The organism is Microcoleus sp. T3_D1, assembly GCF_036700405.1.
Lineage (GTDB): Bacteria > Cyanobacteriota > Cyanobacteriia > Cyanobacteriales > Microcoleaceae > Microcoleus.
The window spans coordinates 33,239-56,446 of record NZ_JAUBOV010000023.1; the positions used below are offsets into that span (position 1 = coordinate 33,239).

Below are 23,208 nucleotides of genomic sequence, written 5' to 3' on the forward strand. Positions count from 1 at the left end.
CTCCCCTATTTCATGGGAACAATTTGAGCGTTGGAGTACACAGGTAAACGGCTATTAGCAAAAAAAGTTAATTACCCATGAACATTACAGAACTCAAGACAGCAGTAAGGGAACTTCCAGAAAATGAACTCGCAGAGTTTCTCGAATGGCTTGATGAGTTTCAAGCAGCTCTCGCCGATCGCCAGTGGATCGATGGTGTACGAGTTAAGATAGATGCTGCTGTTGCCATGTCCGAACATACTCCACCGATTGATGGCGAAACTTTTATTGCAGGGATTTGCGATAAACGTTTCCCAAAATAGCTTGGAGGCTGGGTTATTACTTTCATCGCAAGATGGAGGCAATTTTATTCTTCTTCTTCATCGAAGAAATCAGATTCATTCGCCGCCTTATTGTCACTATTTGACTCTTCAACTGTGCTGGTATTTTGATGGATATTTTCCAATAAATCCGCCTGTTTTAACAAGTGTCTGAGTAATCGAACTTTTAAAGATTTATTACCGTGAATTGGCACAGAGATTCGGATTGAGCTTCCTGCTTTCCCCTAGATGTGGTGACTGCCTTGAACTCTTAATAATATCCACTCATTACGTTGTAGCAGCTTTGCTAACTCTTTGCCAGACATGGAGTTCATATCGCTATCTCCATAATTTTGTCTCGCTCATTTGTCTCGATGGATTCAATATCTACACGCTTGGCAACCTTCGATTGCTTCATAGAGGTTTTGCAGCAGTTCCTCGAAGGTTTCTCCCTCTGTTGCACAGCCAGGAATAGCAGGAACTTCGGCCCAGTATCCGCCTTCTTCTGCTTCGTGAATGATAATTTTGATTTTCAATTGATTCTCCTAATTTATTCTCAAAACTTACCTCTTCATTACTGTACCAGACTTTACTCCTCCAAGTCCACCTGTTTAACCTGCTCTAAAGGTATATTTAGCGCTTCTGCAATTTGTTCGTCGCTCAAGCCAAACTGCCGTAATTTATCAATTGTTTCAATCTTAGTTTGATTTTTGCTTTTCTGCTGCAAGTCGGGATTTTCCGGCTGACTTTTATCTGGCGTAGGAGTAGAGGGTTCAGGGCAATTATTTATGCAGCCAATACCAATAATATTTTTATTAATATTGTTTTCATTGCCAAAAGTTATATTCAGATTTATATGCCTTTCTAACACGGATTCAAGATTACTTTTTTTCACTTGTTCGCCAAACACTTCAGATAACATTTGCAAAAGCTCGTGACTAGCCTTTTTAACGTGCTGGGAGCTATAATCATAAGTTTCGGCAACGTCAGCATATCTTTGACGATTCAGTATTCCCGAAATAATTTTTCGCTGCAAGTTATTTAGACGTTTACCTGTGTTGGTATAGACAGCTTCATCGACAAATTGCAATATCTGAGGACTGTCCATAGGTGGGATGGTGAGATAATTTTAGTTACTATAGCAAACTTTTTCCAACTTTTTCCAACTTTTTGCACCTTGGATCTCAATTGTTGGAAGTTCCCACTTTTTCCAACTTTTTTGGCTTTACAGGGTTGGTGAGAGAACTCTACTATATGGAATATCTGCGCTTAGGAAAATCGTGATATTGATCTTCTGTTATTGTCTCAGAGTTCGGTTTATGCAGAGCCAAGTATTCAATAGTAAGAGTAACTTCACAATCAACTATTATGTCTAAAAGAAGAAAAGCACTAATTGCCGCAGGTATAGCCTTTTTTACAATACCAGGATTACATCGATTATATCTTGGAGATACTATAGTAGGCAGATTACTGATAATTCCCTTTTTCTGTCTCTTTGGGTTCTGGTGGTCTGAGCAGACGAGAAATTTTGTACTGATTCCAACAGTTTGTTTGTATTGGATAGCATTAATTGTAACAGCGATCGATTTTATCCGCTTTTGGCGGATGTCTGACCGAGAGTTCGATACTACATATACTACTATAACTTTTCATAGAAACCCAGTATATAGAGACCCAGTATACTGGTTACAAGGATTTAGTAGTCTGGCAGTCATGATAGGCGGAGCTGGTCTATTCTTCAAGGATCGAGTGTTGTGTTTTCCAGAAGTTCTTGTAAGACCGTGTATCCTGGTAACAGAGGGTGATAGTATCTTTAATTCAAAAGGAATAGAAATCAGCAGGGAACTTGCTTCGGCTATTCAAAATTTTTCTCCGTACCTATTGGGTTTTGGTGGTATTTTTTTGCTGGGTTCAATATTGAAATATGGCATCCGTACTCCTTGATTTTACCTCTTTAGTGTCAAATTACTAAAAGTTATTATAGCAATTTTATGTTTTAAGCGATCGCCCTAACCAGACAAAAGTGCGATCGCCCGCAACTACCAAATAGTTTCAACATTAGGAATATCATACCGCCGCCCGATCGCAACTAAGATGCGATCGCGCGGCAATTGCTCGATCGCCTGGATGATGCAACGATCGGTCAAACAACGGGACTCAGTATTCAGGATGTGCGGAATTTGCGATCTGCTCAAAATTAGAGTCCAGTTATCCACCTGCTTTCAGCCACCCAAAAACCTGCTCCACTGTCAAATCTAATGTTAAAAAACTTGGCACGGGCAACCGATCTTGTCCCGTTAACTCAACTGGTTCTCGTCCGGGAATAAATGCTAAAATAAACCGTTCCTCTGGATCGATTAACCATCCGAGCTGAGTCCCGTATTTCAAACAGTGTAAAATATTACTAATCACCTTAGTTGCTTTCTGGTCTGGGGATAAAATTTCTACTGTCCAGTCGGGATGAATTTCAAAGGAATTCGGAACTTCGCCATCCGCTTCAAAAGTGATTCTATCCCAAGCAAATACTGTAGCATCAGGTACAATAGAACGCCCGCCAAAAGTACAGCGCAATTCGGGAAAAGCAAGAGCAATTCGTTCTGTTTCCGCAACTAGATTAACAGCGTTGCAAAACTTGAGTTGCAAACGAGAATGTTTGCCTTGAGGCATAATCTTTTGGTGAATGCGTCCGTTAATAAATTCACTCGCAGGTTGAGTTTCCGGTAGTTTGAGGAAAGCTTCGAGAGTGAGAGAAATGGGAAGTGCTGCTGTCATCGCTTTGAATTCGGTGTCATTGCCACTCTGCCATAATTTTATCATTAACTCTATTCTGTGTTTGTAGATCGATCGACCTCACCCTCACCCTCATCCTCCAAAATCTCACCCAAATAGCGCTGCACAAACTCCCGCGCTGCATCTATATCGAGCAACTTTAATGCCACAACCATCTTCACAAGCGTGTCTCCAGTTGGATCTATCAACTCATTAAACCAACGATAGACAACAGAACTTCGCACGCCCATTGCGATCGCCAATTTGTTTTGGCTAATGCCATAGGTGTTCAGCACATCTCTCAGAACTTGACCAGCTTTTCCCATGCACCCCATGATGCCAAGGGATGCCCCAACCGTAAATAACTACACATATGTAGTGATTGGGATATGATTTGGATGGTTGCAGAAGAATTGAGGCAACTGACGAGTAGGGCGATCGCATTTCATAAACCTGATGTTTGGGAATCGTGCGATCGCCCGTCAAGTTCGTAGGCCGGGGCCGGGGCGTAGCCATCGACCTTCCGATACAATCGAGATAGCGATCCCCATTCCCGATTCCCACCATGACATTCATCAACCCCAAAACCGATTACGCCTTCACAAAAATATTTGGTTCCTCAGAAAGCAAAGACATTCTGATCAGCTTTCTCAACGCCATAATTTACGAGGGCAATCCTACCATTGAAGACTTAGAAATTATCGACCCCAACCTCCCGCCCAAAGTCGAAGGTTTAAAAGACTCCTCTTTAGATGTCAAAGCCCAACTAGCCGACGGTACTTTAGTCATCATTGAAATGCAGGTATTAAACGTCGAATCTTTCGGACAAAGAATCTTGTACAACGCCGCCAAAACCTACGCATCTCAATTGCAAAAGGGACAAGGATATCGAATGCTCAGACCAGTAATTGCCTTAACAATAACTGATTTCGAGATGTTTAAAAACAGCAACAACTTAATTTCGAGATTTGTCTACAAAGAAGAGATTTCTAACTTACCCTATCCCGATAACGATCTAAAGTTAGTATTTGTAGAATTACCAAAATTTACCAAAACAGTAGACCGACTAGAAACTCTAGCAGATAAATGGCTCTATTTCATGAAATACGCGGTAACGATAACGGAAATCCCGCCAGTAATGGATAGCGTACCCGAAATCCATCAAGCTTTTGACATCGCAGATCGAGTGAATTTAAGCCCGGAGGAAATAGCAAATATCGAACGGCAAGAAATGTTTATTTACGACCAGCAAGGAGCGATAATTAAAGCTGTTAAAGATGCTGTTCAAGAAAGCAGACAAGAAAGCAGACAAGAAGGCCGACAAGAAGGCCGACAAGAAGAAAAGCTGACGATCGCACGGCAGTTACTCGATCGCCTAGATGACGCAACAATCGCTCAAATAACCGGACTTAGCGTTGAGTACGTGCATAATTTGCGATCGGAATGAGATTTATTTCAAAAAGGGATCTCGCACCCGTCAAGTTCGTCGGCCGGGGCCGGGGCGTAGCCATCGCCCTATTGATACAATCGAAATAGCAGTCGTGATTCCCGATTCCAACCATGACATTCATCAACCCCAAAACCGATTACGCCTTCAAAAGAATATTTGGCTCCTCAGAAAGCAAAGACATTCTGATCAGTTTTCTCAACGCCATGATTTACGATGGCAATCCTACCATTGCAGACTTAGAAATTATCGACCCTAACTTACCGCCCAAAGTCGAAGGCTTGAAAGATACTTATTTAGATGTCAAAGCCAAACTAATTGATGGTAGGCTAGTCATTATTGAAATGCAGGTATTAAACGTAGAGTCTTTCGGCAAGAGAGTTTTGTACAACGCAGCCAAAACTTACGCCTTTCAATTGCAAAAAGGAGAAGGCTACCGAATGCTCAAACCCGTGATTGCCTTAACACTGACTGATTTCGAGATGTTTCCAAATAGCGAACAGCTAATTTCGAGATTTGTCTACAAAGAAGTAACGAGCAATCTCCCATATACCGATAATAACATCGAGTTGGTATTTGTAGAACTTCCTAAATTCACCAAAGAAGTAGACCAGCTAGAAACCCTTGCGGATAAATGGATATATTTCATGAAATATGCGAGGACGATAACGGATGTCCCGGCAGTAATGGATAGCGTTCCAGAGATTCATCAAGCCTTTGACATCGCCAATCAAGTGAATTTAACCCTTGATGAATTGGCAGATATCGAACGCAGAGAAATGTTTATTTACGACCAACAAGGAGCTATAATCCAAGCCGTTCAAGCAGAAAAGCTGGCGATCGCACGGCAATTGCTCGATCGCCTAGATGACGCAACCATAGCCCAAATAACCGGACTTAGCGTTCAGGATGTGCGGAATTTGCGATCGGAAGTTTGATGCGTCGAAAACCAGACATGACATTGTTCGCGTCCATTTTCTTAGTCTGGGGAGGCAGACTTCGTTTGACAAGAAGCGGTTTAAGCCGCCAAGTCATAAAACCTACCTCAAAAACAACTTATAAGCCGGATTCTGACTCTCATCCCCATACTGATAGCCCAGCGTATCCAAAAAAGCCTGCCACTCCTTCATCTCATCCGGCGGCACCTGAATTCCCACCACAATTCGCCCGTAATCAGCGCCGTTATTTCGATAGTGAAAAACGCTGATATTCCAGTTAGGACTCATCGAACCGACAAACTTCATCAACGCACCAGGACGTTCGGGAAATTCAAAGCGATAAAACAATTCATGATTGGCCAGCATCGAACGCCCGCCCACCATATGCCGCACGTGCAACTTCGTTAATTCATCATCAGTTAAATCCAAAGTCTTGAAGCCACAATCTTCAAAACTTGCGGCTATCTTCACAGCATCGGCACGGTTTTCAATTTGTACACCGATAAAAATATGTGCTTCTTTTTCATCCGCAATTCGATAGCTAAATTCAGTTAAATTGCGCTTTCCCAGACATTCGCAAAACCTGCGGAGACTGCCAGCTTTTTCGGGAATTGTGACTGCAAAAATGGCTTCGCGGCGTTCGCCAAACTCGGCTCTTTCTGCTACAAAACGCAGCCGATCGAAATTCATGTTCGCGCCACAAGCAACAGCAATTAATGTTTCTCCTGCGATTTGTTCGCGTTCGACGTAAGCTTTCGCACCTGCGATCGCCAAAGCGCCTGCAGGTTCTAAGATCGATCGCGTATCTTCAAAAACATCCTTAATCGCCGCGCAAACATCATCCGTATGCACCAAAATAATCTCATCCACATACTCCTGACACAACCGAAAAGTTTCCTCCCCAACTTCCCGCACAGCAACGCCGTCAGCAAATAAACCCACCTGCGACAAACGCACCCGTTTACCCGCTTTCAGCGATTGATTCATGGCATCGGAATCCACTGGTTCGACGCCAATAATCTTAATTTCCGGCCGCAACCGCTTGACATAAGCCGCAATTCCAGAAATCAATCCACCGCCACCAATTGCCACAAAAATCGCGTGAATTGGTTTTTGATGTTGCCGCAGAATTTCCATGCCGATCGTACCCTGTCCCGCAATCACGTAGGGGTCATCAAAAGGGTGAATAAAAGTCATACCTTTTTGGGCCTCTAATTGACGCGCAAAGGCGTAGGCATCGTCGTAGGTATCCCCATGCAAGACTACCTCTCCACCACGGGCTATCACCGCATTTACCTTCACCTGCGGCGTCGTTACGGGCATGACTATGATCGCGCGAGTTCCCAGGTGGCGGGCGGCGAGGGCGACTCCTTGGGCGTGGTTCCCAGCGGAAGCTGCAATGACACCTTGTGCTAGCAAATCCGGCGACAGTTGCGCCATTTTGTTGTACGCACCCCGCAGTTTGAACGAAAACACCGACTGCATATCCTCTCGCTTCAGCAAAAGTTTATTGTTGAGCCGTGCTGATAGATTCGGGGCGCATTCTAGGGCTGTTTCTTGAGCAACATCGTAGACGCGGGCGGTGAGGATTTGTACTAAGTAATCGCAAAGCATGGGGTTAGCAGGTTGGTTGATGCCAGATGGTGGGATAATTGTAGGGCACTTGTGTTAGTATTTTGCGGCGAATTGGCGAGCGGGCGATTCCCTGCGGGATAGCTTCGCTTCACGCAACTTTCCAATAATAACTTTTCCCTTTGGGAACATAATGAGCGTGAAGACTATTAATAATATTTAGGAATGAGAATTAAATAACTTCCACTCTTGAAAGTGGGATGGGCGTCCCGCCCGTCCTTTTTGGACGGGCGAGACGCCCATCCCACAATAACAATTAAAATTGTAAGTTATTTAATTCGCGATCCTTAGTTTTTGCCGTTTACCCCGGTTATAAAATCCAGTTTGTGAGCGTATTAGTCCGTAATCCTTGATTTAGTATGTAAATTCATGAACGTACAAATTACAGATTTGCGTGCGGTTGACGAGCCAAAAATTCAACAGGTAGCTAGATTAATAGTTGAAGGTTTTAAAGAGCATTGGCCCGATGCTTGGCCAGATATAAATTCTGCTTTGCAAGAAGTGCAAGAATCTTTGGGAGCCGATCGCATCAGTCGAATTGCTGTGGCCGACAGCAATCAAGTTTTGGGATGGATTGGCGGGATTAAACAGTATGACGGTAATGTTTGGGAACTGCACCCGCTGGTAGTGAGAACAGAATTTCGCGGACAAGGAATTGGTCGATCGCTCGTAGCTGATTTAGCAACAGAAGCTAAAAACCGGGGAGGGATCGTGCTGTGGGTGGGCACCGACGACGAAGACAATCAAACAACTCTTTCAGGCATCAATCTTTATCCTAACGTTTGGGAACACATCGCCAAAATTAGAAATTTGCGCGGTCATCCCTACGAATTTTATCAAAAAATGGGTTTTGCGATCGTGGGAGTGATGCCTGACGCGAACGGAATTGGCAAGCCAGATATTTTCATGGCAAAGCGGTTGTAAAGTTTAATGTATGTTCTAAATTTACTGACTGGTGGCTTGCCAATCCAACACTTAGCAAAATTAGTTGTTGAAAGTTTCCATGAAAATCGGTCTAGTCTGGACGTGCGAACCCCGTTCGAGGGTCGCTGATAAACAAACCCAGAACTAACGAATCCATCACCGTATCCCAGACAGGAGTCAAACGTTCAGCATCGTCAACCCAGTAATCAAAAGTAATCAAACACTGAACATTAGAACCCAATCCGATACAAATTCGCGAATAAGCTTCCCGCTGTTCTGGAGGGTCGATAAACTTAAATTCAGTCCAAACAATGCGGGCAGTTTGCCGCTTCAATTGAATAATGTCCCCAGGAGCGATCGGATTTCGCGTATCATCTTCAACCACCTTCTGTAATAGCGGCACCAGCGGAAAATCTGCCCAGTTACCAGGTGGTAGCAAATTAAACGAAACCTCCAAACAACAATCATCATCCGGCGGCTTTTTATCCGTAAATCGGAACGACTTTGTATCGGGTTCAAAATGCCAATCTTCCGGCACATCAAAGCGGACTGCACCTCTTCCTGCTACAAAAATTCGAGTTCCAGGCTTTGACTTCCAATTGTGGTCTTCTTTGAGCTCTAGAGTTTCCTTGAGCCATTCTTGCTTTTTGCGCTTAGACATAAACAGAACACCAAATTACTGCTAATGTGTAGTTTTAGACCTTGCAAACACATTTTAACCCTATTTTGCTCGCCCTTTGCTCAAATATAACAATCCTTACAAAAATTATGAATTCCTCTCTTCTCTATTCCTCTGTGTTCTCTGCGCCTCTGCGGTAAAAAAGAATTCCTTTCACAATTGGCTAACTTTTATTTTTCACTCTTGGGAATCACATACCTAATTCCGCCTTTATTCCCAGCAGCATCGCCATGGTAACGGGGGATAACATGAATAGCCGCGTGAGTGCGACTTTGACCAGCCTGTTTATTAATATTTATTCCCACATTAAACCCGTCAGGCTGAAATTGTTTACTTAACATCTCTTGTACCTTATTAGCCATAAACCAGCAAGCCGATTGCTCTCGAAACGGCAGTTCAAAATAATTAGCAAGGTGACGCTTTGGGATGATTAAAACATGACCTTTGCTGGCGGGATAACCGTCAAACATCGCATAAGCTGTTGCTGATTCAGTTAGCAAAATTAGGTTTTTATAGGGATTGCAAAATATGCAGTGATTAGTTGAATTCCTTTGATGGTTGTAATGCACGTATTTGTAAATTTCGCAAGACTCATCTAGGTGAACTGGCTTAAATGGAAGTTTGACAATGCACTGATATGTAGGTTTTTTGTGGACATAATGTTCTCGAAAGCCTTCTTTTTTGATATCCCTTCTCACCGCAAAATACGCATTCCCTCCCGGTTTCAACAGGTGCGACACTTCCATCAGGACATTAGCTTGTTCTTCAGGAAACAAAACATTCAAAACATAAAAACAAATGATTGTGTCGAATTTATCTTCGGGGAATTCCGGGAAATAATAAGGGTCATAACCCGTAATATCGAAGCCTTTTTGCTGCAACAATCTAACATCGCTGCCGAAACCGCACCCAAAATCTAAGACTTTCCCTTGCAGCAAGTTTTTATCTAATAAAAATCTTGCCGGAAATGACAGATAAATTCTTTCGATTGCCGTCAGGTGGCTGAATTTATTTTGTTGCTTTTTCATGGCGACATAAATTTGATTTAAATAAATATTTTTCCGTCCGCGCACCATCCGGACGAGAGTTTGTGTAGTACCGATTTCAAGATCCAAATGTTATCTAAAAATTTTATCATTATTGCAGTTTGGCGATCGCCCCTTTTTCCACCAACACCTTACCAGTCACCAAATCCCGCACCGTCGCCAACAAAACCCGCCTCTCATCCACCTCAAAACTCACCGAAACCCTGTCAATTCCCAATACCCCAGGCGGATTCAAATGCGCTACGCAAACCTGCTGGTGCTGGCTTTCCAGAGAGCGAAAATCCGTCTGTTTATTGAGCCAACTGCTCGTCATTTGCCCTTTTTCGTTAAAAATAACCTCCGCTTGCGATACCTCCGCAACTTCCCCAATATCTAACCGAATTTCCCTTTGCCCTTCAATTGCCACTTGCAACGTCAACTCTTCGGAACTTTGACAGGGATACTTCATTTCCTTGCTAAATATCGGCGAATAAGCATAAGCTTTAGCATAAGGTTCCCAAAGGCGAATTGCATAGCTGTGGCGCAAATAATCGTCAACACTCGCTAATTGTGTCAAGGCTAAAGCACCGTGCGCCACCGCTTCAAACGGCTTGTCAGCTTTGACTTTTGGCCGCCCAAAATACGAAACCACTAAATTAGATACAGCCGGAATTAGAGAAGTTCCTCCTACCAGCAAAACCTGTTCTATATCTGCTTTGCCGATACCTTTTCCCTGTGCAATGCTCAGCACTTCATCTAAAGCTTCTCGCAACTGTTCTAACAACTGCCTAGATTCGAGAATTTCCTCAAGCTTCTCTCGGTTTAGCTGCAAGTCGTAAGACATAAAATTTTCATCGTCAAACCAACTTTCCTTCGCCTCATTAACTTGAGAAAGCTGAATTTTTAATTTTTCCGCTATTTCTAATAAGTTTTGCCAGCCAACTGGGCCGACTTCTGCCCGCGACGAACCAATTTGTCGCAAATAATCTTCGACAATCCAGATGTCAATATCTTCGCCGCCGACATAAGCATCGGATTTTGCCAACACTTCGGCACGCACCCCCCCCAGCCCGGTCTTGCCAAGGGGGGGTAAGGGGGGGGTTACAGCAGTGCGAACTAAACTTAAATCTAAAGTTCCGCCACCAAAATCAACTACTAAAACTAGAGAACCGGGGCGTTTTACTGCATATCCTAGGGCGGCGGCTGTGGATTCATCTATTACCTGAACTTCAGAACCTCCCAAACTTTCTCCTAAGTCGCGAAACCAATCTAGATATCGCTCAAATGCTCCTACGGGTACTGTAAAAATTACTTTGTCTGGCTGTATATTTTGTAAATATAATTGTTTCCAAATAGTCTTAATAAACTGTTCTGCTACTGATTCGGCTGTGTAGGTGTCACCGTCGATATTGCGGGGCGGCGGCTGAAAGTCGGCAGCTAAATTGCGTTTAAAAGCTTTGAAAAAACGGTCTGGCTGGGATTGCCCCAAACGCTGCGATCGCACTTTTTCTCCCAACACCAACTCTCCCGCATTTTTCACAAAGACTAAAGTCGGCACTACAGATACTTCTCGCACATCTCCGCTCGAATTCTTCGTTTTAAAAATGCGGGACATCTCGCCCAATCTCAAAGTTTCTGGTGTTTGCGTATCCGGGTTAAGAATGCAGACAACCGTGTTGCTGGTGCCGAAGTCAATGGCAACTGTAGTCATGTTGATTTAAAATTTAAAATTTAATTTTTCATTCCCGCTGGCAGGGTGCGACTAACTTTAGCAGGAGTAAGAATTCGCTCTCCCTCCCGATAGCCGACAAACCGAATATAAACTAATTCTCCTTCGGTTATATCCTCAACATCCGGCTGGTGCAACTGCGGATTGTAAGCAGTTTGTTCCCACGCAGAACCGATTGTTTGAAAATCCCAGCTTGATAACAGGTTTTCTAAGGGAGTAAACAAAGCTGAGAGATTTTTGGCGGGCATATCCGGCTTGGCTTCTGCCATTTTGCGGGCGGCGGGATAGTTGGTTAACAAAGTTTGCAACTGTTCAAAGGTAGCGCGGCGAAAATCGGCAGTTAGTTGAGCTTTTTGCTGCTGCAATTCTTCTCGTAGGCGGAAACACTGCTGCCTCAATTCTTCAATTTCGCTGGGATTAGTTGTGATTGTAGCCGATAGGGGCAGCGCGAGCAAAGTGCGATCGAACTCTTGAAAATTCAAATTCAGCACTGTTGCCAGCCGCCTCAGTTGGTCTAGCGTGAGTTTTCCCACGTCTCCCTGCCGCACTAAGCGCACCGCAAAGCGACTTAAGCCTGCTTTTTCGCCTAAATCTTGCCAATCGAGAATGTCTAGCTGATTCATGCGTTCCCGCAGAATTGTATCGTACTTAAACTCGATCGCATCTCCCGCCTCAGATGCAGCATAAACGTAGACTAAAATTAGAAAAATGCCCCCGATAGCCAGCGCGAAGCTGAAGGCAGGCAGTGTTGTTACATCAACTGTTGCACCGAGGAGATAGAACATTGTTAATTTTTCTAAACTTGTTTTAAAGTCTGCGTTTGTTCAACGATCAAATTTTCTTCGTCTTGATAATATTCTGGCAGCAAGTCTTGAGATTCTACTTGGCCGAGGGCCTTTTCAATTCCGGCGGTGGTTTCGGTGCAACTCGAACCAGTGGCGTTGAGGACGGTTTCGGTAATTTTGCCGTCTTTGCCGATGCGGTATTCTATTTGGCGGTATTCTGCCATAATTCTGCCTCTTGGTTTAATGCTTGAGTGTTGACTGCTGAGTGTTGAGTTATATTATAGATTCTATTTACCAATTATTCTAATGAATTTTTGTAGCGACAATGCAACCGGGGTTTCGCCGGAGATTATGGCGGCGATTGCAGCGGCTAATTGCGGTGCTGTGATGTCTTACGGAGATGATGAATATACACAGCGTTTGCAAGTTAAATTTTCGGATTTGTTCGAGACATCGGTGACAGTTTTTCCTGTAGCAACTGGTTCTGCTGCTAATTCTCTGGCCCTTGCGGTTGTTACTCCTCCTTACGGCGCTGTTTACTGTCATGCGGAATCTCATATTAATCTCGATGAATGCGGCGCGCCGGAGTTTTTTACAGGCGGTGCAAAGTTAGTTACAGTAACAGGAAATCATGGTAAAATAGAGGCAGAGACTTTAGGAAAAATACTCGATCGCGCTGGTGCAGGTGTCGTCCACCACGTACAGCCCGCAGCCGTCAGCATCACTCAAGCAACGGAAGCCGGCACAGTCTACAATCCAGCAGAAATTTCCCACATTTCGGAAGTAGTTCGCAGCCACCATTTGCACCTGCACATGGATGGAGCTCGCTTTGCCAATGCAGTCGCCAGTCTTGGCTGTTCTCCTGCTGATGTCACTTGGCGCGCCGGTGTAGATATTCTATCGTTTGGAGCGACAAAAAACGGCGCAATGGCTGCGGAAGCTGTGGTATTTTTCAATCAAGAATTAGCAAAGACTTTCCCTTTTTACCGCAAGCGCAGCGGGCATCTTTTCTCGAAAATGCGGTTTTTGTCGGCGCAGTTGGAAGCGTATATAACGGATGATTTGTGGTTGAAAAATGCGGCTCATGCCAATAATATGGCAGCCAAATTAGCCGAAGGTTTGGCGGGAGTTGAGGGAGCGAAGTTTTGCCATCGAGTGGAAGCAAACGAGATTTTTATTCAACTTCCCGAATCGATAATTACAGCGGTTTTAGCTGAGGGCTTTCTGTTTTATAGGTGGGATGAATGTACTGTTAGACTGGTAACGGCGTTTAATACTTTGGAAGCGGATGTTATTGCTTTCGTGGAAGCGGTTAAACGACATCAGTAATTATTTTGTAGGGGCGGGTTTCACGAATAATATCTGACGAGTACCAACAATCTAGATAAACCCGCCCCCCACAACAGATAACCCACATCAACATTAAATTTGGATTGAATGCGGAAAATGTACATTGTGATCTCTCGTTGGGTGGGGGCGGGTTTGAGAGATTGTTGGTTATTTCTGAGATGTTGCACCATTCTCAATTATTTGTTTAGGAACAGGCAAGATGCCTGTTCCACAAGAAAATTCACTCTTTGTGGAACAGGCATCTTGCCTGTTCTTGAGAATGGTGCAAGATGTGTGTTATTTACAATTATTGTTTGTGAAACCCGCCCCTACAATTTAATCGATTGAGGAACAGGTTCTGCAACTGCGGCTAGTTCTGGTTCAACTGCTTCTAAATGCTCTTCTAAAAGCGCGAGATTTCTCATGTTTGATTTATAAAAAGCATCGAAGATATCTCCTACTAAAGGTACTGATCCCACAACGGCTTCTAGACCGATATTGTAAACCATTTTCCCTAGAGTTTTTTGGGGAATGTTGAATCGAGTTGCTAAATAAATTAGGTAGGCGGAAAACGCGGTATCTACGATATCCCCAGCACCCGGAACTAAACCGATAATCGGGTCTAAACCAATGCGAAATTTAGTACCGGGGATGCCAATGGCGGTATCCATCAGGCGGCTGAGTTTGCGGATGCGGTTGAGGGTGGCGAGACGCTCTATGTTGTTCATATTATTATTCTTGAACTAGGTGGAAAATTTGAAATCTGTCGGAAGACGGAAAAAAAACATCTAGAAACCGCTCATTTTCCATCTTCGCTAATATGCTGAATTCCCCATTCGTGCATGGCATTAATAATCGGTTTGAGACTTTGGCCCAAAGGCGTTAGCGAATATTCAACTTTTGGCGGCACTTGCAGGTAAATTTCCCGGTGCACGATCGCATCTGATTCCATTTCCCGCAGTTGCTGCGTCAGCATCTTCTGAGTAATGCCGTTGACAGCTCGTTGCAGCTCGTTAAAGCGCTTCACTCCTGGAAACAACTCCCGCAGAATCAAGACTTTCCAGCGCCCGCCAATCACCTCTAGAGTGCGTTCTACAGGGCAATTTGCTCGATCGACCTTTACTTCTTGGACTTGCATAGTATCTTTTTGGTAACTACCGCACTTTTAAGTGCGTACTTCCCATAATAGCTTGACTCGGTTTAAAGTAGAAACATCGCAGAAATCAAACAAACTAAACCAATAAATATATTCCTGCATCTGGCATCAATCAAAAAGGAGAACACGATGAGCCAACCTGTGATTGCTGATAAAAAACCCGCCGTTATGGAACTTGAACCCGGTACTTACTACTGGTGCACCTGCGGTCAAGCTAAGAATCAGCCTTTTTGTGACGGTTCCCATAAAGGTAGCGAATTTGTGCCGTTAGCTTTTGAAGTAACTGAGAAAAAAACTGTGGCGATGTGCAACTGCAAGTATACCGCAAATTCTCCATTTTGCGACGGCGCTCATAGCAAACTTTAAAGGCAGCAATAATCAAGGATAAACCAATCGTGCACCCACCGCTTTGGGTTTGATTTTACAACTAAATAGGACTTAGGCATCAATACCAAATAAACCGGGTTTTTCACCGATATTAAAGCTGCGATGCACTATTATCCTAAAAAACCCGGTTTCTACGTCCAGGACTGCTAAACAAACACCATAGTTTTGATTGTTTTTAAATTAGGAGGACAAGATGATTACCGTCAGAAAAAGTGAAGCAAGAGGACACGCTAATCATGGTTGGCTGGACAGTTACCACACATTTTCTTTTGCCGGCTATTACGATCCAAATTATATGAATTTTCGCTCTTTGCGGGTAATTAATGAGGATTTCGTTAGCCCCGGCAGAGGTTTCGGCACTCACGGGCACAGCGACATGGAAATCATTACTTATGTATTAGAAGGAGCATTAGAACACAAGGATAGTTTGGGTACTGGTGCAGTGATTAAACCCGGTGAAGTGCAGCGGATGAGTGCAGGTACGGGTATCCAGCACAGCGAGTTCAATAACTCGCAAACAGACCCAGTTCATTTGCTGCAAATCTGGCTGTTACCCGATACAAAGGGATTGCCTCCGAGTTACGAGCAGCGGGAGTTTCCCCTAGCAGAAAGGCACGGAAAACTGCGCTTAGTGGCGGCACGTGATGCGAGAGATGGTGCTGTGAAAGTGCATCAAGATGTTGATTTGTATGCGGCTGTTTTGGATAAAGACTCGCAGGTTTCTCATGCTTTGCAGCCGAATCGCCATGCTTGGGTGCAAGTGGCTCGCGGCTCGGTTTGGCTGAACGGTTTGCCTTTGGAAAATGGCGACGCTGCGGCGGTTAGCGGGGAGGCTGAGGTGGTGATTGAAGCTACGGAAGATGCTGAATTTTTGTTGTTTGATTTGGCATAGAATTGAATGCGAAATCCCCGATTTATTGGAAAAGTCGGGGATTGGAAATTACTCGGCGGTTGAAACTCACATCTTGCACCATTCTCAAGAACAGGCAAGATGCCTGTTCCACAAGAAAATTCACTCTTTGTGGAACAGGCATCTTGCCTGTTCATAAAAAGCTTATTGAGAATGGTGTAACATCTCAGTTGAAACCGCTACTACACAAACAAAGTCCGAGTATAGGGGGACTAAAAAATTAATCAGCCCTCCAAGATTTTGTTCCAAAAATACCTGCTAAAAGTTCGGGAATACCAAAATCAACATCTAAGCTTTCCCAGTGCACGCTGCTACCGGAAGGAGGTAGCCAAACATCAGCCAACTGTTCTGGTGAAGCGCCTTCTAAGCCTTGTGCAAGGCTTGGAGGAAAACAGAAAATAGCACCGTTTTTTAGTTGGATCGCTATTAAATTTTCAGACTGATTGTAATACACGGGTTCGGCGCGGGGTTCTGTAGCCTCAGCGTTTTTCCATGCTTGCTTGGCTTTGGTTATTTGCTCTCGGAGATTTTCCTCAGTTAACTCTTTGTTCCAGTTTCTAAATACCATATATTTCTTGCCATCGCTTTTGTTAAGTTTGGATAGTTGATTATTGCTGCATGGGATTCTGTTAAGCGGACTGTGAAGGACATGATACTTAATAATGGCTTACTACTTAGGAAATAAGTACATAGGAGGAAGAAACTAACTTTTATGTGTGGTATTTCTGGTAAGGGTAAATGTTTAGGATAAATTTTTATGGAACAACAGCCGATCGCCCGAAAGCATCTTGTTTGGAGCCTCATCACTGGTTTAGCAGTCGGCGCGATCGCAGGCGCACCCATCGGCTGGATGGCTAATGGGGAATATTCCCAGCAGCGTTTTGCTAAACTTATCATTTGCCAACAACAAAATAGAGATCAGCCAGTTGCAATTGTTGAGGCTAGGTGCGGTTCCCGATTCTAAATTTTTCTGCTAGCCAGAGGGCTGTGTCAAATATTTTTAGGCTTGTGCGAATGTCGAAAGTTCGATCGCGCAGGCATTTTCGCGTCGTAAATATGCCACAAACCGGAAAAGTTATGCGTCTGTTGATATGTGGGTATGTTAAATTGACAAAATAATGAATTACAGCAGAACAATTCCGGCTATTTTGAGTGCTACGATCGCCCTGAGTTCGATCGCCCTCATCCCACTCACATCACCTCAAATCGCCCTCGCATTAACCGCCGACAAAGTTAAAACCGTTGCCCAACAAATTACTGTTCGCATCCAGGGGGCAAAAGGCGGTTCGGGAGTAATTTTAGAGAAACAAGGCAGCACATACTATATTCTCACAAACTGGCACGTTGTCGATAAAGCCGGCGATTACGAGGTCGTAACTCCCGACGGCAAAGCTCACTCTGTATACTATAGCCTCGTGCGGCGAATGCCCGGTGCGGATTTGGCGATCGTGCCCTTCAGCAGCACTCAAAGCTACCCCCTGGCTCAATTAGCCAATTCCGCAGCAACTAAGGGAAACAAGGCTTATGTGGCGGGCTGGCCGATATCCGGCGGTTCTCTGAGACAGCCGATTTTCCTCGCCACGGAAGGTCAGCTTACCGGCCGCCAAACTCCCTGGAACGGCTATACTTTGGTATACAACAACTTAGTGAGAGCGGGCATGAGCGGGGGCCCGGTGCTCGACGATGCGGGGCGAGTTGTCGCAATTAACGGCATTGTCAGGTTAGAGGAAAACTCCGATAAAATCGTGGCGGCGGGGATAGAAATTAATACTTTTATGAAATGGCGATCGACTATTTCCCTGCCAGTAGTTCCCCAATCTCCTACTGCCGGAAACCCTAAAACTCCAGCGAATAATGCGCCCCGCACGCCCGCAAGTGCGATCGCCTTTGCTGCCACAAATACCCTCAAAGGGCCTTCGGAAGTTGTCAGTTCCCTTGCCCTAGCTTCAGCTTATTTTACCACAGGAAATAGCAACGGCACTATCTCAGTTTGGAATTTTCCCAGCGGGCAATTAAAAACTACCCTGCAAGGACACACGGAAGCCGTAAACGCACTGGCCGCGAGTGCGGATGGCAGGGTGTTAGCTAGCGGCAGCGACGACAAAACTGTGAAAATTTGGAATTTAGAAACGGGCGCGGTTGTACGGACTTTGAGCGGGCATTCCAATGCAGTTTCGAGCGTTGCCGTTAGTCCTGATGGTCAATTTGTAGCCAGCGGTAGTTGGGACAAAACGATTAAGATTTGGAACCCGAAAACGGGGGAATTGCTGCGGACTTTGACCGGGCATTCTGGGTTGGTGAATGCTGTGGCAATTAGTCCCGACAACAAAACTTTAGCTAGCGGCAGCAAAGACGGTTCAATTAGGTTGTGGAATTTAGCTACAGGTCAAGCAATTCGCACGATTGGCGGCAAAAACTTGGCTGTTTTGTCGCTAGCTTTTACTCCCGACGGCAAGAGTGTAGCGGCGGGAAACAGCAATGGCACTGTTGGGTTGTGGAATGCCGGAAACGGGCAGTTAATTCGGCGTTTAAGCGGGCATACTGACGGAGTTTGGTCGGTGGCATTCAGTCGGGATGGCACTACGCTGGTTACTGGGAGTTGGGATAAGAGTGTGAGGCTTTGGGATGTGCGATCGGGGGATTTGAGAGGTAATTTGAGCGGGCATTCTGGCTATGTTAGTGCTGTGGCGATTAGCAGCGATGGGAAGACTATTGTTAGTGCGGGTTGGTTGGGGGAAATTAAGATTTGGAAAAGGAGTTGAGATTTTTTTGATTTAACCGCAGAGGGCGCAGAGGGCGCAGAGGAAGAGTAGAGAGAACAGGGTTTGCATTTGATTGAGTGGTGTTATACGATCGAGATATTTGGGATAAAAAAATGAGTGGACTAAAGACTAAATTGCCAACTGATATCTGGGTGGTAGCGACATGGGAAGAATTCATCGCGATGGCAGATGACCCAGCTTACAATAAAGCAAAATGCTACTACCGCAACGGACAAATGAGGATTGAAACTATGTCAGTAGGGCCAGATCATGCTAGAGACAATGGAAGTATTTTTTTAGGCGTGAGTCTGTTCTGTATTGCGAAAGCTATCCCTTTAAATGGTTTGGATAACTGTAGCTACCGTAAAACAGGAGTCCGAGAGTCTCAGCCCGACGTATCTTACTACATTGGAGAAAGAGCGCAATTAGCACCTAAAGGAACTTCGATCGCAAGTCTTGACGTTACCCCACCGCCAGATTTAGTCATAGAAGTTGCTGACTCTACTTTGGCTGATGATATCGGTGAAAAACGGTTGCTTTACGAAGAGTTAAAAGTCGCTGAATATTGGGTAGTAGACGTGCAGAAATCTCAAATTATTGCCTTTGCTATTATTGCTGATAATGGCAGTCGGCGGCTTGTTCAATCGGAAGTTTTGCCGGGATTAACTATTGCTGTGTTGGAAGAGGCTTTGCAGCGGAGTCGCACTGAAGATCAGGCACAGGTAGGGGCTTGGTTGTTGGCTCAATTTCAGCAGCAGTAATCGAAATAGAAAGCGATAGCCCTCTCTGCAAAAAAGCGCGATCGTCCAACCTACTTGATCTTAACTCCCCAAGCTACACTACTAAATCTTCGATCGTGAACTTCAATAAGTCGCACAGGGCTTTCATCTGTGCTGGGTATAGCTTGGGGACGTGTCTGTCGGTTTCCCAGTTGATGACTGTCGATTCCACCACATTACACGCTCTTGCCACTTGTATTCGGGTTAGATTTAAACTTTGGGGTCGTATTCTTAGTTTTTGCCCCAGCGTTATTATCTATGCCTCATTCAGTTGACTATATGTATTCAGTTGACTATATGTATTTAACTGAATATATACAGTCAATTGACTATATTTAGTTGATTATTTTAGACAATTTTTATAAACAACTATTGACTAGAATTCAAAGTTTTGGTAAAAATAATAGTTATAAATAACCTAATTTCTCTAGCCTTCTATGGAATTAGGAAATTTGTGTGCAAAGCCTGAAACAAATCAAAAGCCAGTCCGCGCCCTCGACAAGCATTGAACTGGCTTTGGCTGCTACACAAAACTTGGCTAAACTTATTTAAGTCTCACCATTCAATCAGGATTGCTCCTGAAGGGTCTGCTTCCTGTTTCACCCAAGGGAGTCGGCTCGCAACTTGTCCACAGGCGTTAATTCGGGTGTAGCCCACCCTAATTGAGTTAATTTTAGTTGAAGCTTTTAGCCATGAGTCATCCACTATTTTCAACCAATTTAACGAAACGCGGACTCCCGTTCGACCTTTTTACAGGCTGGTCAGTTTTGACAAAACTGTGGTTTACAAACCAGATAATTAAGCCTTTTTTAGGCATTGGTGTAATCATACCGCCCACAATGTTAATCAGTCAAGTTAAGTATTACTAAGTTTAGTAATTTTTTTGCCTATGCAAGTCCAACTCCAACACTGAATGGAGACAAACTTAATTATGCCCTACAAACAGCGCCTTAACAGGTGGTTGGTTGTTCGCCTGCTTCCCAATATGCAGCGAATCACTGTGGCCCACTTTTTCAGGCATTCCGATGCTGACGGCTATCTGCGGATCGTCCGGCAGTTAATCCCCAAGGCTCAATTTGTGATTGTTTTTAATGCCGATATCAACCTAGAAACAGCGCCTAACAACATCGAAGGCAGCTAGTTGAGGGTTCGGGTAGGCACAGAACCTACTGGTAGGGTGCGTCGGTTGGTAGCGATTCGATGTACAGGGGCTACTCATTTCCGGGCTTCGCACCCTACTACCTAGCATTTTGCTTCAAAGTCCGATCGACACTTATGATAGATTTGGTTCTTGCCAGACTACACTGGAAGACAAAATCAAATTAAAAATTTCGCCATAAATTCGATGGGAGCATCTCAGTTTTGTAAAAAGCATTTTTTTTATTGTAGTGCGAGCGTCCCCGCTCGCGTATTGTACACGCGAGCGGGGACGCTCGCACTGTAAATGCAAAACTGAGATGCTCCCAATTCGATCGACCCGCCGATCGGGCGGGACTCTCCCCTTCGTGGAACAGGCGTCCCGCCTGTGGTTGGCAAAGTAAATCTAAAATCTCAAACCTAAAATCGCGTCACTTCTGACAAATGATTGAAGTAGAACACTTAAGCAAAACTTACGGTTCGACCGCAGCGATCGCGGACGTGTCTTTTTCGGTCGAATCAGGAGAAATTCTGGGGTTTTTGGGGCCAAACGGCGCTGGCAAAACCACAACCATGCGAATTTTGTCGGGATATTTGCCGGCATCCAGCGGTACGGCCCGCATCGCCGGCCTTGACGTTCACGAAAACTCGATGGGAGTCAGACAGCGCATCGGTTATCTGCCGGAAAACCCGCCACTGTATCCAGAAATGAGTGTGGAAGGGTTTCTGTTTTTTGTCGCCAGAATTAAGCAAGTGCCTGCGGGCGATCGCGCGCGACGAGTTACCTCCGCGATCGAACGCTGCGGCCTGGTTGATAAACGCAAAGTTTTAATCCGCAAGCTTTCTAAAGGATTTCGGCAGCGCGTCGGTATCGCGCAGGCGATCGTCCATGACCCGCCGGTCATTATCTTAGACGAACCAACCGTCGGCCTCGACCCGCGACAAATCATCGAAGTCCGCAATTTAATCAAAAGTCTTGGCGGCCAGCACACAATCATCCTTTCCACGCACATTCTGCCGGAAGTCAGCATGACTTGCAACCGCGTCACCATCATCAATCGCGGAAAAATCGTCGCTGCGGGTACTCCCGAAAATTTGATGGGAGAGTTGGCTGTCGGAGAGGGTTACGAACTCGAAGTTGAAGGCGAGGCGGATTTGGTAAACAGTCTGCTGTTGCCTTCTTTGGAAAATGTGCCGGGAGTTCGATCGATCGAATTGATTCCAAGCCAGCAATTTTTAGTGAATCGCTACCGCCTGCGGGCCTTGTGCGAACAGGAAAGAGAACCCGGACGAGAAATTGCTACAGCTATCATCGCCTCTGGATTTGGACTGTGCGAAATGCGCCGCTCTCGCGCTACTCTCGAAGATGTGTTTTTAAGGCTGACAGCGGCTGAAAAGAAACCGGAAGAAAATCTGGTTCACAGCGAACCGGAGGTCGATCGAAATCTGCAAGAAGCAGCAGAAACTCAAGAGTCGATCGCGGATGCTCATCAATCGGAATCGCAACCGATTGTGGAAAATCTGCTAGTTTCAGATAGGCAAGAGTCGATCGAGCATCATCAACCAGATTCCGAACCAGTTGTCGAAACAGTAGAGTCGATCGAGCATTCTCAACCAGAATCCGAACCAGTTGTCGAAACAGTAGAGTCGATCGAGCATCATCAACCAGAACCGATTGTCGAAAATCTGCCCGTTGTTTCAGAAACCGTAGAGTCGCTCAACTATTCTCAACCAGAACCGATTGTCGAAAATCGAGAAGTTTCAGAAACAGTAGAGTCGCTCAACTATTCTCAACCAGAACCGATTGTCGAAAATCTGCCCGTTGTTTCAGAAACCGTAGAGTCGCTCAACTATTCTCAACCAGAACCGATTGTCGAGAATCGAGAAGTTTCAGAAACAGTAGAGTCGCTCCACTATTCTCAACCAGAACCGATTGTCGAAAATCTGCCCGTTGTTTCAGAAACCGTAGAGTCGATCGAGCATCATGAACCAGAACCAATTGTCCAAAATCTAGAAGTTTCAGAAACCTTAGAGTCGATCGACTATTCTCAACCCGAATCCGAACCAGTTGTCGCAAGGCAAGAGTCGATCGAGCATCATGAACCAGAAGCAATTGTCGAAAATCTGCCCGTTGTTTCAGAAACAGTAGAGCCGATCGAGCATCCTCAACCAGAACCGATTATCGAAAATCTGCTGGTTGTAGAAACGCAAGAGTCGATCGACTATTCTCAACCCGAATCCGAACCTGTTGTAGAAAGGCAAGAGTCGATCGACTATTCTCAACCAGAATCCGAACCAATTACAGAAACACCGGAGGAAATAAGCGATTTAGAACCCGAAATGCAACCAGTGGCAGAGTTTCTGGAAAGTGTAGAAAGACAAGAGTCGATCGAGCATTCTCAACCAGAACCGATTGTCGAAAATCTAGAAGTTTCAGAAACAATAGAGTCGATCGAGCATTCTCAACCAGAACCGATTGTCGAAAATCTAGAAGTTTCAGAAACAATAGAGTCGATCGAGC

The 23,208-nt window shown here is 44.8% G+C and carries 27 protein-coding genes and 2 pseudogenes; 14 read left to right on the forward strand and 15 right to left on the reverse strand.

Features of this window, described 5'->3' with window-relative positions; all coding sequences use genetic code 11:
* Positions 1-77 precede the first annotated feature (77 nt).
* Positions 78-302, forward strand: coding sequence for a hypothetical protein (locus tag QT992_RS12875; RefSeq protein WP_333317576.1), 225 nt, complete (start codon positions 78-80; stop codon positions 300-302).
* A gap of 44 nt (positions 303-346) precedes the next feature.
* Here the strand turns inward: QT992_RS12875 and QT992_RS12880 are convergent, their stop codons facing one another.
* The 3 genes from QT992_RS12880 to QT992_RS12890 all read right to left on the reverse strand — a co-directional run bounded on the left by QT992_RS12880 (position 347) and on the right by QT992_RS12890 (position 1,389).
* Positions 347-514, reverse strand: a complete 168-nt coding sequence (locus QT992_RS12880) for a hypothetical protein (protein WP_333317574.1) — start codon at positions 512-514, stop codon at positions 347-349.
* 165 nt (positions 515-679) lie between these two features.
* The gene (locus tag QT992_RS12885; RefSeq protein ID WP_333391067.1) at positions 680-835 is read right to left on the reverse strand and encodes a type II toxin-antitoxin system HicB family antitoxin; all 156 of its coding nucleotides are present in this window, start codon (positions 833-835) and stop codon (positions 680-682) included.
* A gap of 53 nt (positions 836-888) precedes the next feature.
* The gene (locus tag QT992_RS12890; RefSeq protein WP_333340442.1) at positions 889-1,389 is read right to left on the reverse strand and encodes a hypothetical protein; all 501 of its coding nucleotides are present in this window, start codon (positions 1,387-1,389) and stop codon (positions 889-891) included.
* A 278-nt stretch (positions 1,390-1,667) separates the two neighbouring features.
* Here QT992_RS12890 and QT992_RS12895 point away from each other — a divergent pair, with 278 nt between their 5' ends.
* The gene (locus tag QT992_RS12895; protein WP_333317571.1) at positions 1,668-2,243 is read left to right on the forward strand and encodes a hypothetical protein; all 576 of its coding nucleotides are present in this window, start codon (positions 1,668-1,670) and stop codon (positions 2,241-2,243) included.
* Positions 2,244-2,395: 152 nt separating this feature from the next.
* Positions 2,396-2,500, forward strand: a pseudogene (locus QT992_RS33600) (Rpn family recombination-promoting nuclease/putative transposase); the annotation flags it as partial.
* Between the two features lie 7 nt (positions 2,501-2,507).
* Here the strand turns inward: QT992_RS33600 and QT992_RS12905 are convergent.
* The gene (locus QT992_RS12905; protein ID WP_333247200.1) at positions 2,508-3,116 is read right to left on the reverse strand and encodes a Uma2 family endonuclease; all 609 of its coding nucleotides are present in this window, start codon (positions 3,114-3,116) and stop codon (positions 2,508-2,510) included.
* Positions 3,117-3,121: 5 nt separating this feature from the next.
* Positions 3,122-3,394, reverse strand: a complete 273-nt coding sequence (locus tag QT992_RS12910) for a helix-turn-helix transcriptional regulator (RefSeq protein WP_333243632.1) — start codon at positions 3,392-3,394, stop codon at positions 3,122-3,124.
* A 239-nt stretch (positions 3,395-3,633) separates the two neighbouring features.
* Between QT992_RS12910 and QT992_RS12915 the strand changes: the two genes are divergently transcribed.
* Together QT992_RS12915 and QT992_RS12920 are read left to right on the forward strand one after the other, a co-directional pair.
* The gene (locus tag QT992_RS12915; RefSeq protein ID WP_333340435.1) at positions 3,634-4,515 is read left to right on the forward strand and encodes an Rpn family recombination-promoting nuclease/putative transposase; all 882 of its coding nucleotides are present in this window, start codon (positions 3,634-3,636) and stop codon (positions 4,513-4,515) included.
* Between the two features lie 113 nt (positions 4,516-4,628).
* Entirely contained in the window at positions 4,629-5,453 is an 825-nt protein-coding gene (locus tag QT992_RS12920) for an Rpn family recombination-promoting nuclease/putative transposase (RefSeq protein WP_333317565.1), read from the forward strand.
* 102 nt (positions 5,454-5,555) lie between these two features.
* On the opposite strand, the gene ilvA is transcribed toward QT992_RS12920, so the two are convergent.
* The gene (gene ilvA, locus QT992_RS12925) at positions 5,556-7,088 is read right to left on the reverse strand and encodes a threonine ammonia-lyase, biosynthetic (protein ID WP_333340460.1); all 1,533 of its coding nucleotides are present in this window, start codon (positions 7,086-7,088) and stop codon (positions 5,556-5,558) included.
* Between the two features lie 366 nt (positions 7,089-7,454).
* Between ilvA and QT992_RS12930 the strand changes: the two genes are divergently transcribed.
* Entirely contained in the window at positions 7,455-8,009 is a 555-nt protein-coding gene (locus QT992_RS12930; protein ID WP_333340432.1) for a GNAT family N-acetyltransferase, read from the forward strand.
* Between the two features lie 91 nt (positions 8,010-8,100).
* Here QT992_RS12930 and QT992_RS12935 read toward each other — a convergent pair whose 3' ends face one another.
* The 5 genes from QT992_RS12935 to QT992_RS12955 form a co-directional block, all read right to left on the reverse strand.
* A complete protein-coding gene (locus tag QT992_RS12935; protein WP_333124450.1) occupies positions 8,101-8,670 on the reverse strand; it encodes a hypothetical protein in 570 nt (189 codons plus the stop codon).
* Positions 8,671-8,858: 188 nt separating this feature from the next.
* Positions 8,859-9,716, reverse strand: a complete 858-nt coding sequence (locus QT992_RS12940) for a bifunctional class I SAM-dependent methyltransferase/HIT family protein (protein ID WP_333377069.1) — start codon at positions 9,714-9,716, stop codon at positions 8,859-8,861.
* 109 nt (positions 9,717-9,825) lie between these two features.
* Entirely contained in the window at positions 9,826-11,424 is a 1,599-nt protein-coding gene (locus QT992_RS12945; RefSeq protein WP_333377071.1) for an Hsp70 family protein, read from the reverse strand.
* Between the two features lie 20 nt (positions 11,425-11,444).
* Positions 11,445-12,227, reverse strand: coding sequence for an XRE family transcriptional regulator (locus QT992_RS12950; protein ID WP_333377073.1), 783 nt, complete (start codon positions 12,225-12,227; stop codon positions 11,445-11,447).
* A gap of 11 nt (positions 12,228-12,238) precedes the next feature.
* Positions 12,239-12,451: a DUF2997 domain-containing protein gene (locus QT992_RS12955; protein WP_333340422.1), complete on the reverse strand. Its 213-nt coding sequence runs from the start codon at positions 12,449-12,451 to the stop codon at positions 12,239-12,241.
* Between the two features lie 82 nt (positions 12,452-12,533).
* Between QT992_RS12955 and QT992_RS12960 the strand changes: the two genes are divergently transcribed.
* Complete coding sequence (locus QT992_RS12960; protein ID WP_333340419.1) at positions 12,534-13,556, forward strand: low specificity L-threonine aldolase; 1,023 nt, start codon at positions 12,534-12,536, stop codon at positions 13,554-13,556.
* Between the two features lie 329 nt (positions 13,557-13,885).
* Here the strand turns inward: QT992_RS12960 and QT992_RS12965 are convergent, their stop codons facing one another.
* Together QT992_RS12965 and QT992_RS12970 are read right to left on the reverse strand one after the other, a co-directional pair.
* On the reverse strand, positions 13,886-14,284 hold the full coding sequence (locus tag QT992_RS12965; RefSeq protein ID WP_333340416.1) for a DUF4112 domain-containing protein: 399 nt from the start codon (positions 14,282-14,284) through the stop codon (positions 13,886-13,888).
* A 71-nt stretch (positions 14,285-14,355) separates the two neighbouring features.
* Positions 14,356-14,694 (reverse strand): helix-turn-helix domain-containing protein, encoded by a 339-nt coding sequence (locus QT992_RS12970; RefSeq protein WP_333106948.1) that lies wholly within the window; start codon positions 14,692-14,694, stop codon positions 14,356-14,358.
* 147 nt (positions 14,695-14,841) lie between these two features.
* On the opposite strand from QT992_RS12970, the gene QT992_RS12975 reads away from it, so the two are divergent.
* Positions 14,842-15,078 carry a CDGSH iron-sulfur domain-containing protein gene (locus tag QT992_RS12975; protein ID WP_333340413.1) on the forward strand — a complete coding sequence of 79 codons (237 nt, stop codon included), beginning with the start codon at positions 14,842-14,844 and terminating at the stop codon, positions 15,076-15,078.
* 214 nt (positions 15,079-15,292) lie between these two features.
* A complete protein-coding gene (locus QT992_RS12980) occupies positions 15,293-15,991 on the forward strand; it encodes a pirin family protein (protein ID WP_333340411.1) in 699 nt (232 codons plus the stop codon).
* Between the two features lie 238 nt (positions 15,992-16,229).
* Here the strand turns inward: QT992_RS12980 and QT992_RS12985 are convergent, their stop codons facing one another.
* Entirely contained in the window at positions 16,230-16,577 is a 348-nt protein-coding gene (locus tag QT992_RS12985) for a DUF2442 domain-containing protein (protein ID WP_333340409.1), read from the reverse strand.
* Positions 16,578-16,766: 189 nt separating this feature from the next.
* Between QT992_RS12985 and QT992_RS12990 the strand changes: the two genes are divergently transcribed.
* The 3 genes from QT992_RS12990 (at position 16,767) to QT992_RS13000 (ending at position 19,532) form a co-directional block, all read left to right on the forward strand.
* A complete protein-coding gene (locus QT992_RS12990; protein ID WP_333317547.1) occupies positions 16,767-16,973 on the forward strand; it encodes a hypothetical protein in 207 nt (68 codons plus the stop codon).
* Positions 16,974-17,127: 154 nt separating this feature from the next.
* Positions 17,128-18,771, forward strand: coding sequence for a trypsin-like peptidase domain-containing protein (locus QT992_RS12995; RefSeq protein WP_333317546.1), 1,644 nt, complete (start codon positions 17,128-17,130; stop codon positions 18,769-18,771).
* A gap of 113 nt (positions 18,772-18,884) precedes the next feature.
* On the forward strand, positions 18,885-19,532 hold the full coding sequence (locus tag QT992_RS13000) for a Uma2 family endonuclease (protein WP_333317544.1): 648 nt from the start codon (positions 18,885-18,887) through the stop codon (positions 19,530-19,532).
* 73 nt (positions 19,533-19,605) lie between these two features.
* Here QT992_RS13000 and QT992_RS13005 read toward each other — a convergent pair whose 3' ends face one another.
* Complete coding sequence (locus tag QT992_RS13005; RefSeq protein WP_333377075.1) at positions 19,606-19,806, reverse strand: helix-turn-helix transcriptional regulator; 201 nt, start codon at positions 19,804-19,806, stop codon at positions 19,606-19,608.
* Between the two features lie 657 nt (positions 19,807-20,463).
* Between QT992_RS13005 and QT992_RS13010 the strand changes: the two genes are divergently transcribed.
* Positions 20,464-20,691 carry a hypothetical protein gene (locus QT992_RS13010; protein WP_332970605.1) on the forward strand — a complete coding sequence of 76 codons (228 nt, stop codon included), beginning with the start codon at positions 20,464-20,466 and terminating at the stop codon, positions 20,689-20,691.
* A 440-nt stretch (positions 20,692-21,131) separates the two neighbouring features.
* A pseudogene (locus tag QT992_RS13015) lies at positions 21,132-22,208 on the forward strand (ABC transporter ATP-binding protein); the annotation flags it as partial.
* Between the last annotated feature and the right edge of the window lie 1,000 nt (positions 22,209-23,208).

Coding starts and splice junctions, on each gene's coding strand:
- QT992_RS12970 (WP_333106948.1), bottom strand. CDS start 14,694: ATGCAAGTCCAAGAAGTAAAGGTCGATCGAGCAAATTGCCCTGTAGAA.
- QT992_RS12950 (WP_333377073.1), bottom strand. CDS start 12,227: ATGTTCTATCTCCTCGGTGCAACAGTTGATGTAACAACACTGCCTGCC.
- QT992_RS12905 (WP_333247200.1), bottom strand. CDS start 3,116: ATGATAAAATTATGGCAGAGTGGCAATGACACCGAATTCAAAGCGATG.
- QT992_RS12945 (WP_333377071.1), bottom strand. CDS start 11,424: ATGACTACAGTTGCCATTGACTTCGGCACCAGCAACACGGTTGTCTGC.
- QT992_RS12930 (WP_333340432.1), top strand. CDS start 7,455: ATGAACGTACAAATTACAGATTTGCGTGCGGTTGACGAGCCAAAAATT.
- QT992_RS12910 (WP_333243632.1), bottom strand. CDS start 3,394: ATGGGAAAAGCTGGTCAAGTTCTGAGAGATGTGCTGAACACCTATGGC.
- QT992_RS12975 (WP_333340413.1), top strand. CDS start 14,842: ATGAGCCAACCTGTGATTGCTGATAAAAAACCCGCCGTTATGGAACTT.
- QT992_RS13000 (WP_333317544.1), top strand. CDS start 18,885: ATGAGTGGACTAAAGACTAAATTGCCAACTGATATCTGGGTGGTAGCG.
- QT992_RS12940 (WP_333377069.1), bottom strand. CDS start 9,716: ATGAAAAAGCAACAAAATAAATTCAGCCACCTGACGGCAATCGAAAGA.
- QT992_RS12980 (WP_333340411.1), top strand. CDS start 15,293: ATGATTACCGTCAGAAAAAGTGAAGCAAGAGGACACGCTAATCATGGT.
- QT992_RS12915 (WP_333340435.1), top strand. CDS start 3,634: ATGACATTCATCAACCCCAAAACCGATTACGCCTTCACAAAAATATTT.
- QT992_RS12995 (WP_333317546.1), top strand. CDS start 17,128: ATGAATTACAGCAGAACAATTCCGGCTATTTTGAGTGCTACGATCGCC.
- QT992_RS12920 (WP_333317565.1), top strand. CDS start 4,629: ATGACATTCATCAACCCCAAAACCGATTACGCCTTCAAAAGAATATTT.
- QT992_RS12985 (WP_333340409.1), bottom strand. CDS start 16,577: ATGGTATTTAGAAACTGGAACAAAGAGTTAACTGAGGAAAATCTCCGA.
- QT992_RS12935 (WP_333124450.1), bottom strand. CDS start 8,670: ATGTCTAAGCGCAAAAAGCAAGAATGGCTCAAGGAAACTCTAGAGCTC.
- QT992_RS13010 (WP_332970605.1), top strand. CDS start 20,464: ATGGAGACAAACTTAATTATGCCCTACAAACAGCGCCTTAACAGGTGG.
- QT992_RS12895 (WP_333317571.1), top strand. CDS start 1,668: ATGTCTAAAAGAAGAAAAGCACTAATTGCCGCAGGTATAGCCTTTTTT.
- QT992_RS12965 (WP_333340416.1), bottom strand. CDS start 14,284: ATGAACAACATAGAGCGTCTCGCCACCCTCAACCGCATCCGCAAACTC.
- QT992_RS12990 (WP_333317547.1), top strand. CDS start 16,767: ATGGAACAACAGCCGATCGCCCGAAAGCATCTTGTTTGGAGCCTCATC.
- QT992_RS12955 (WP_333340422.1), bottom strand. CDS start 12,451: ATGGCAGAATACCGCCAAATAGAATACCGCATCGGCAAAGACGGCAAA.
- QT992_RS12875 (WP_333317576.1), top strand. CDS start 78: ATGAACATTACAGAACTCAAGACAGCAGTAAGGGAACTTCCAGAAAAT.
- QT992_RS12960 (WP_333340419.1), top strand. CDS start 12,534: ATGAATTTTTGTAGCGACAATGCAACCGGGGTTTCGCCGGAGATTATG.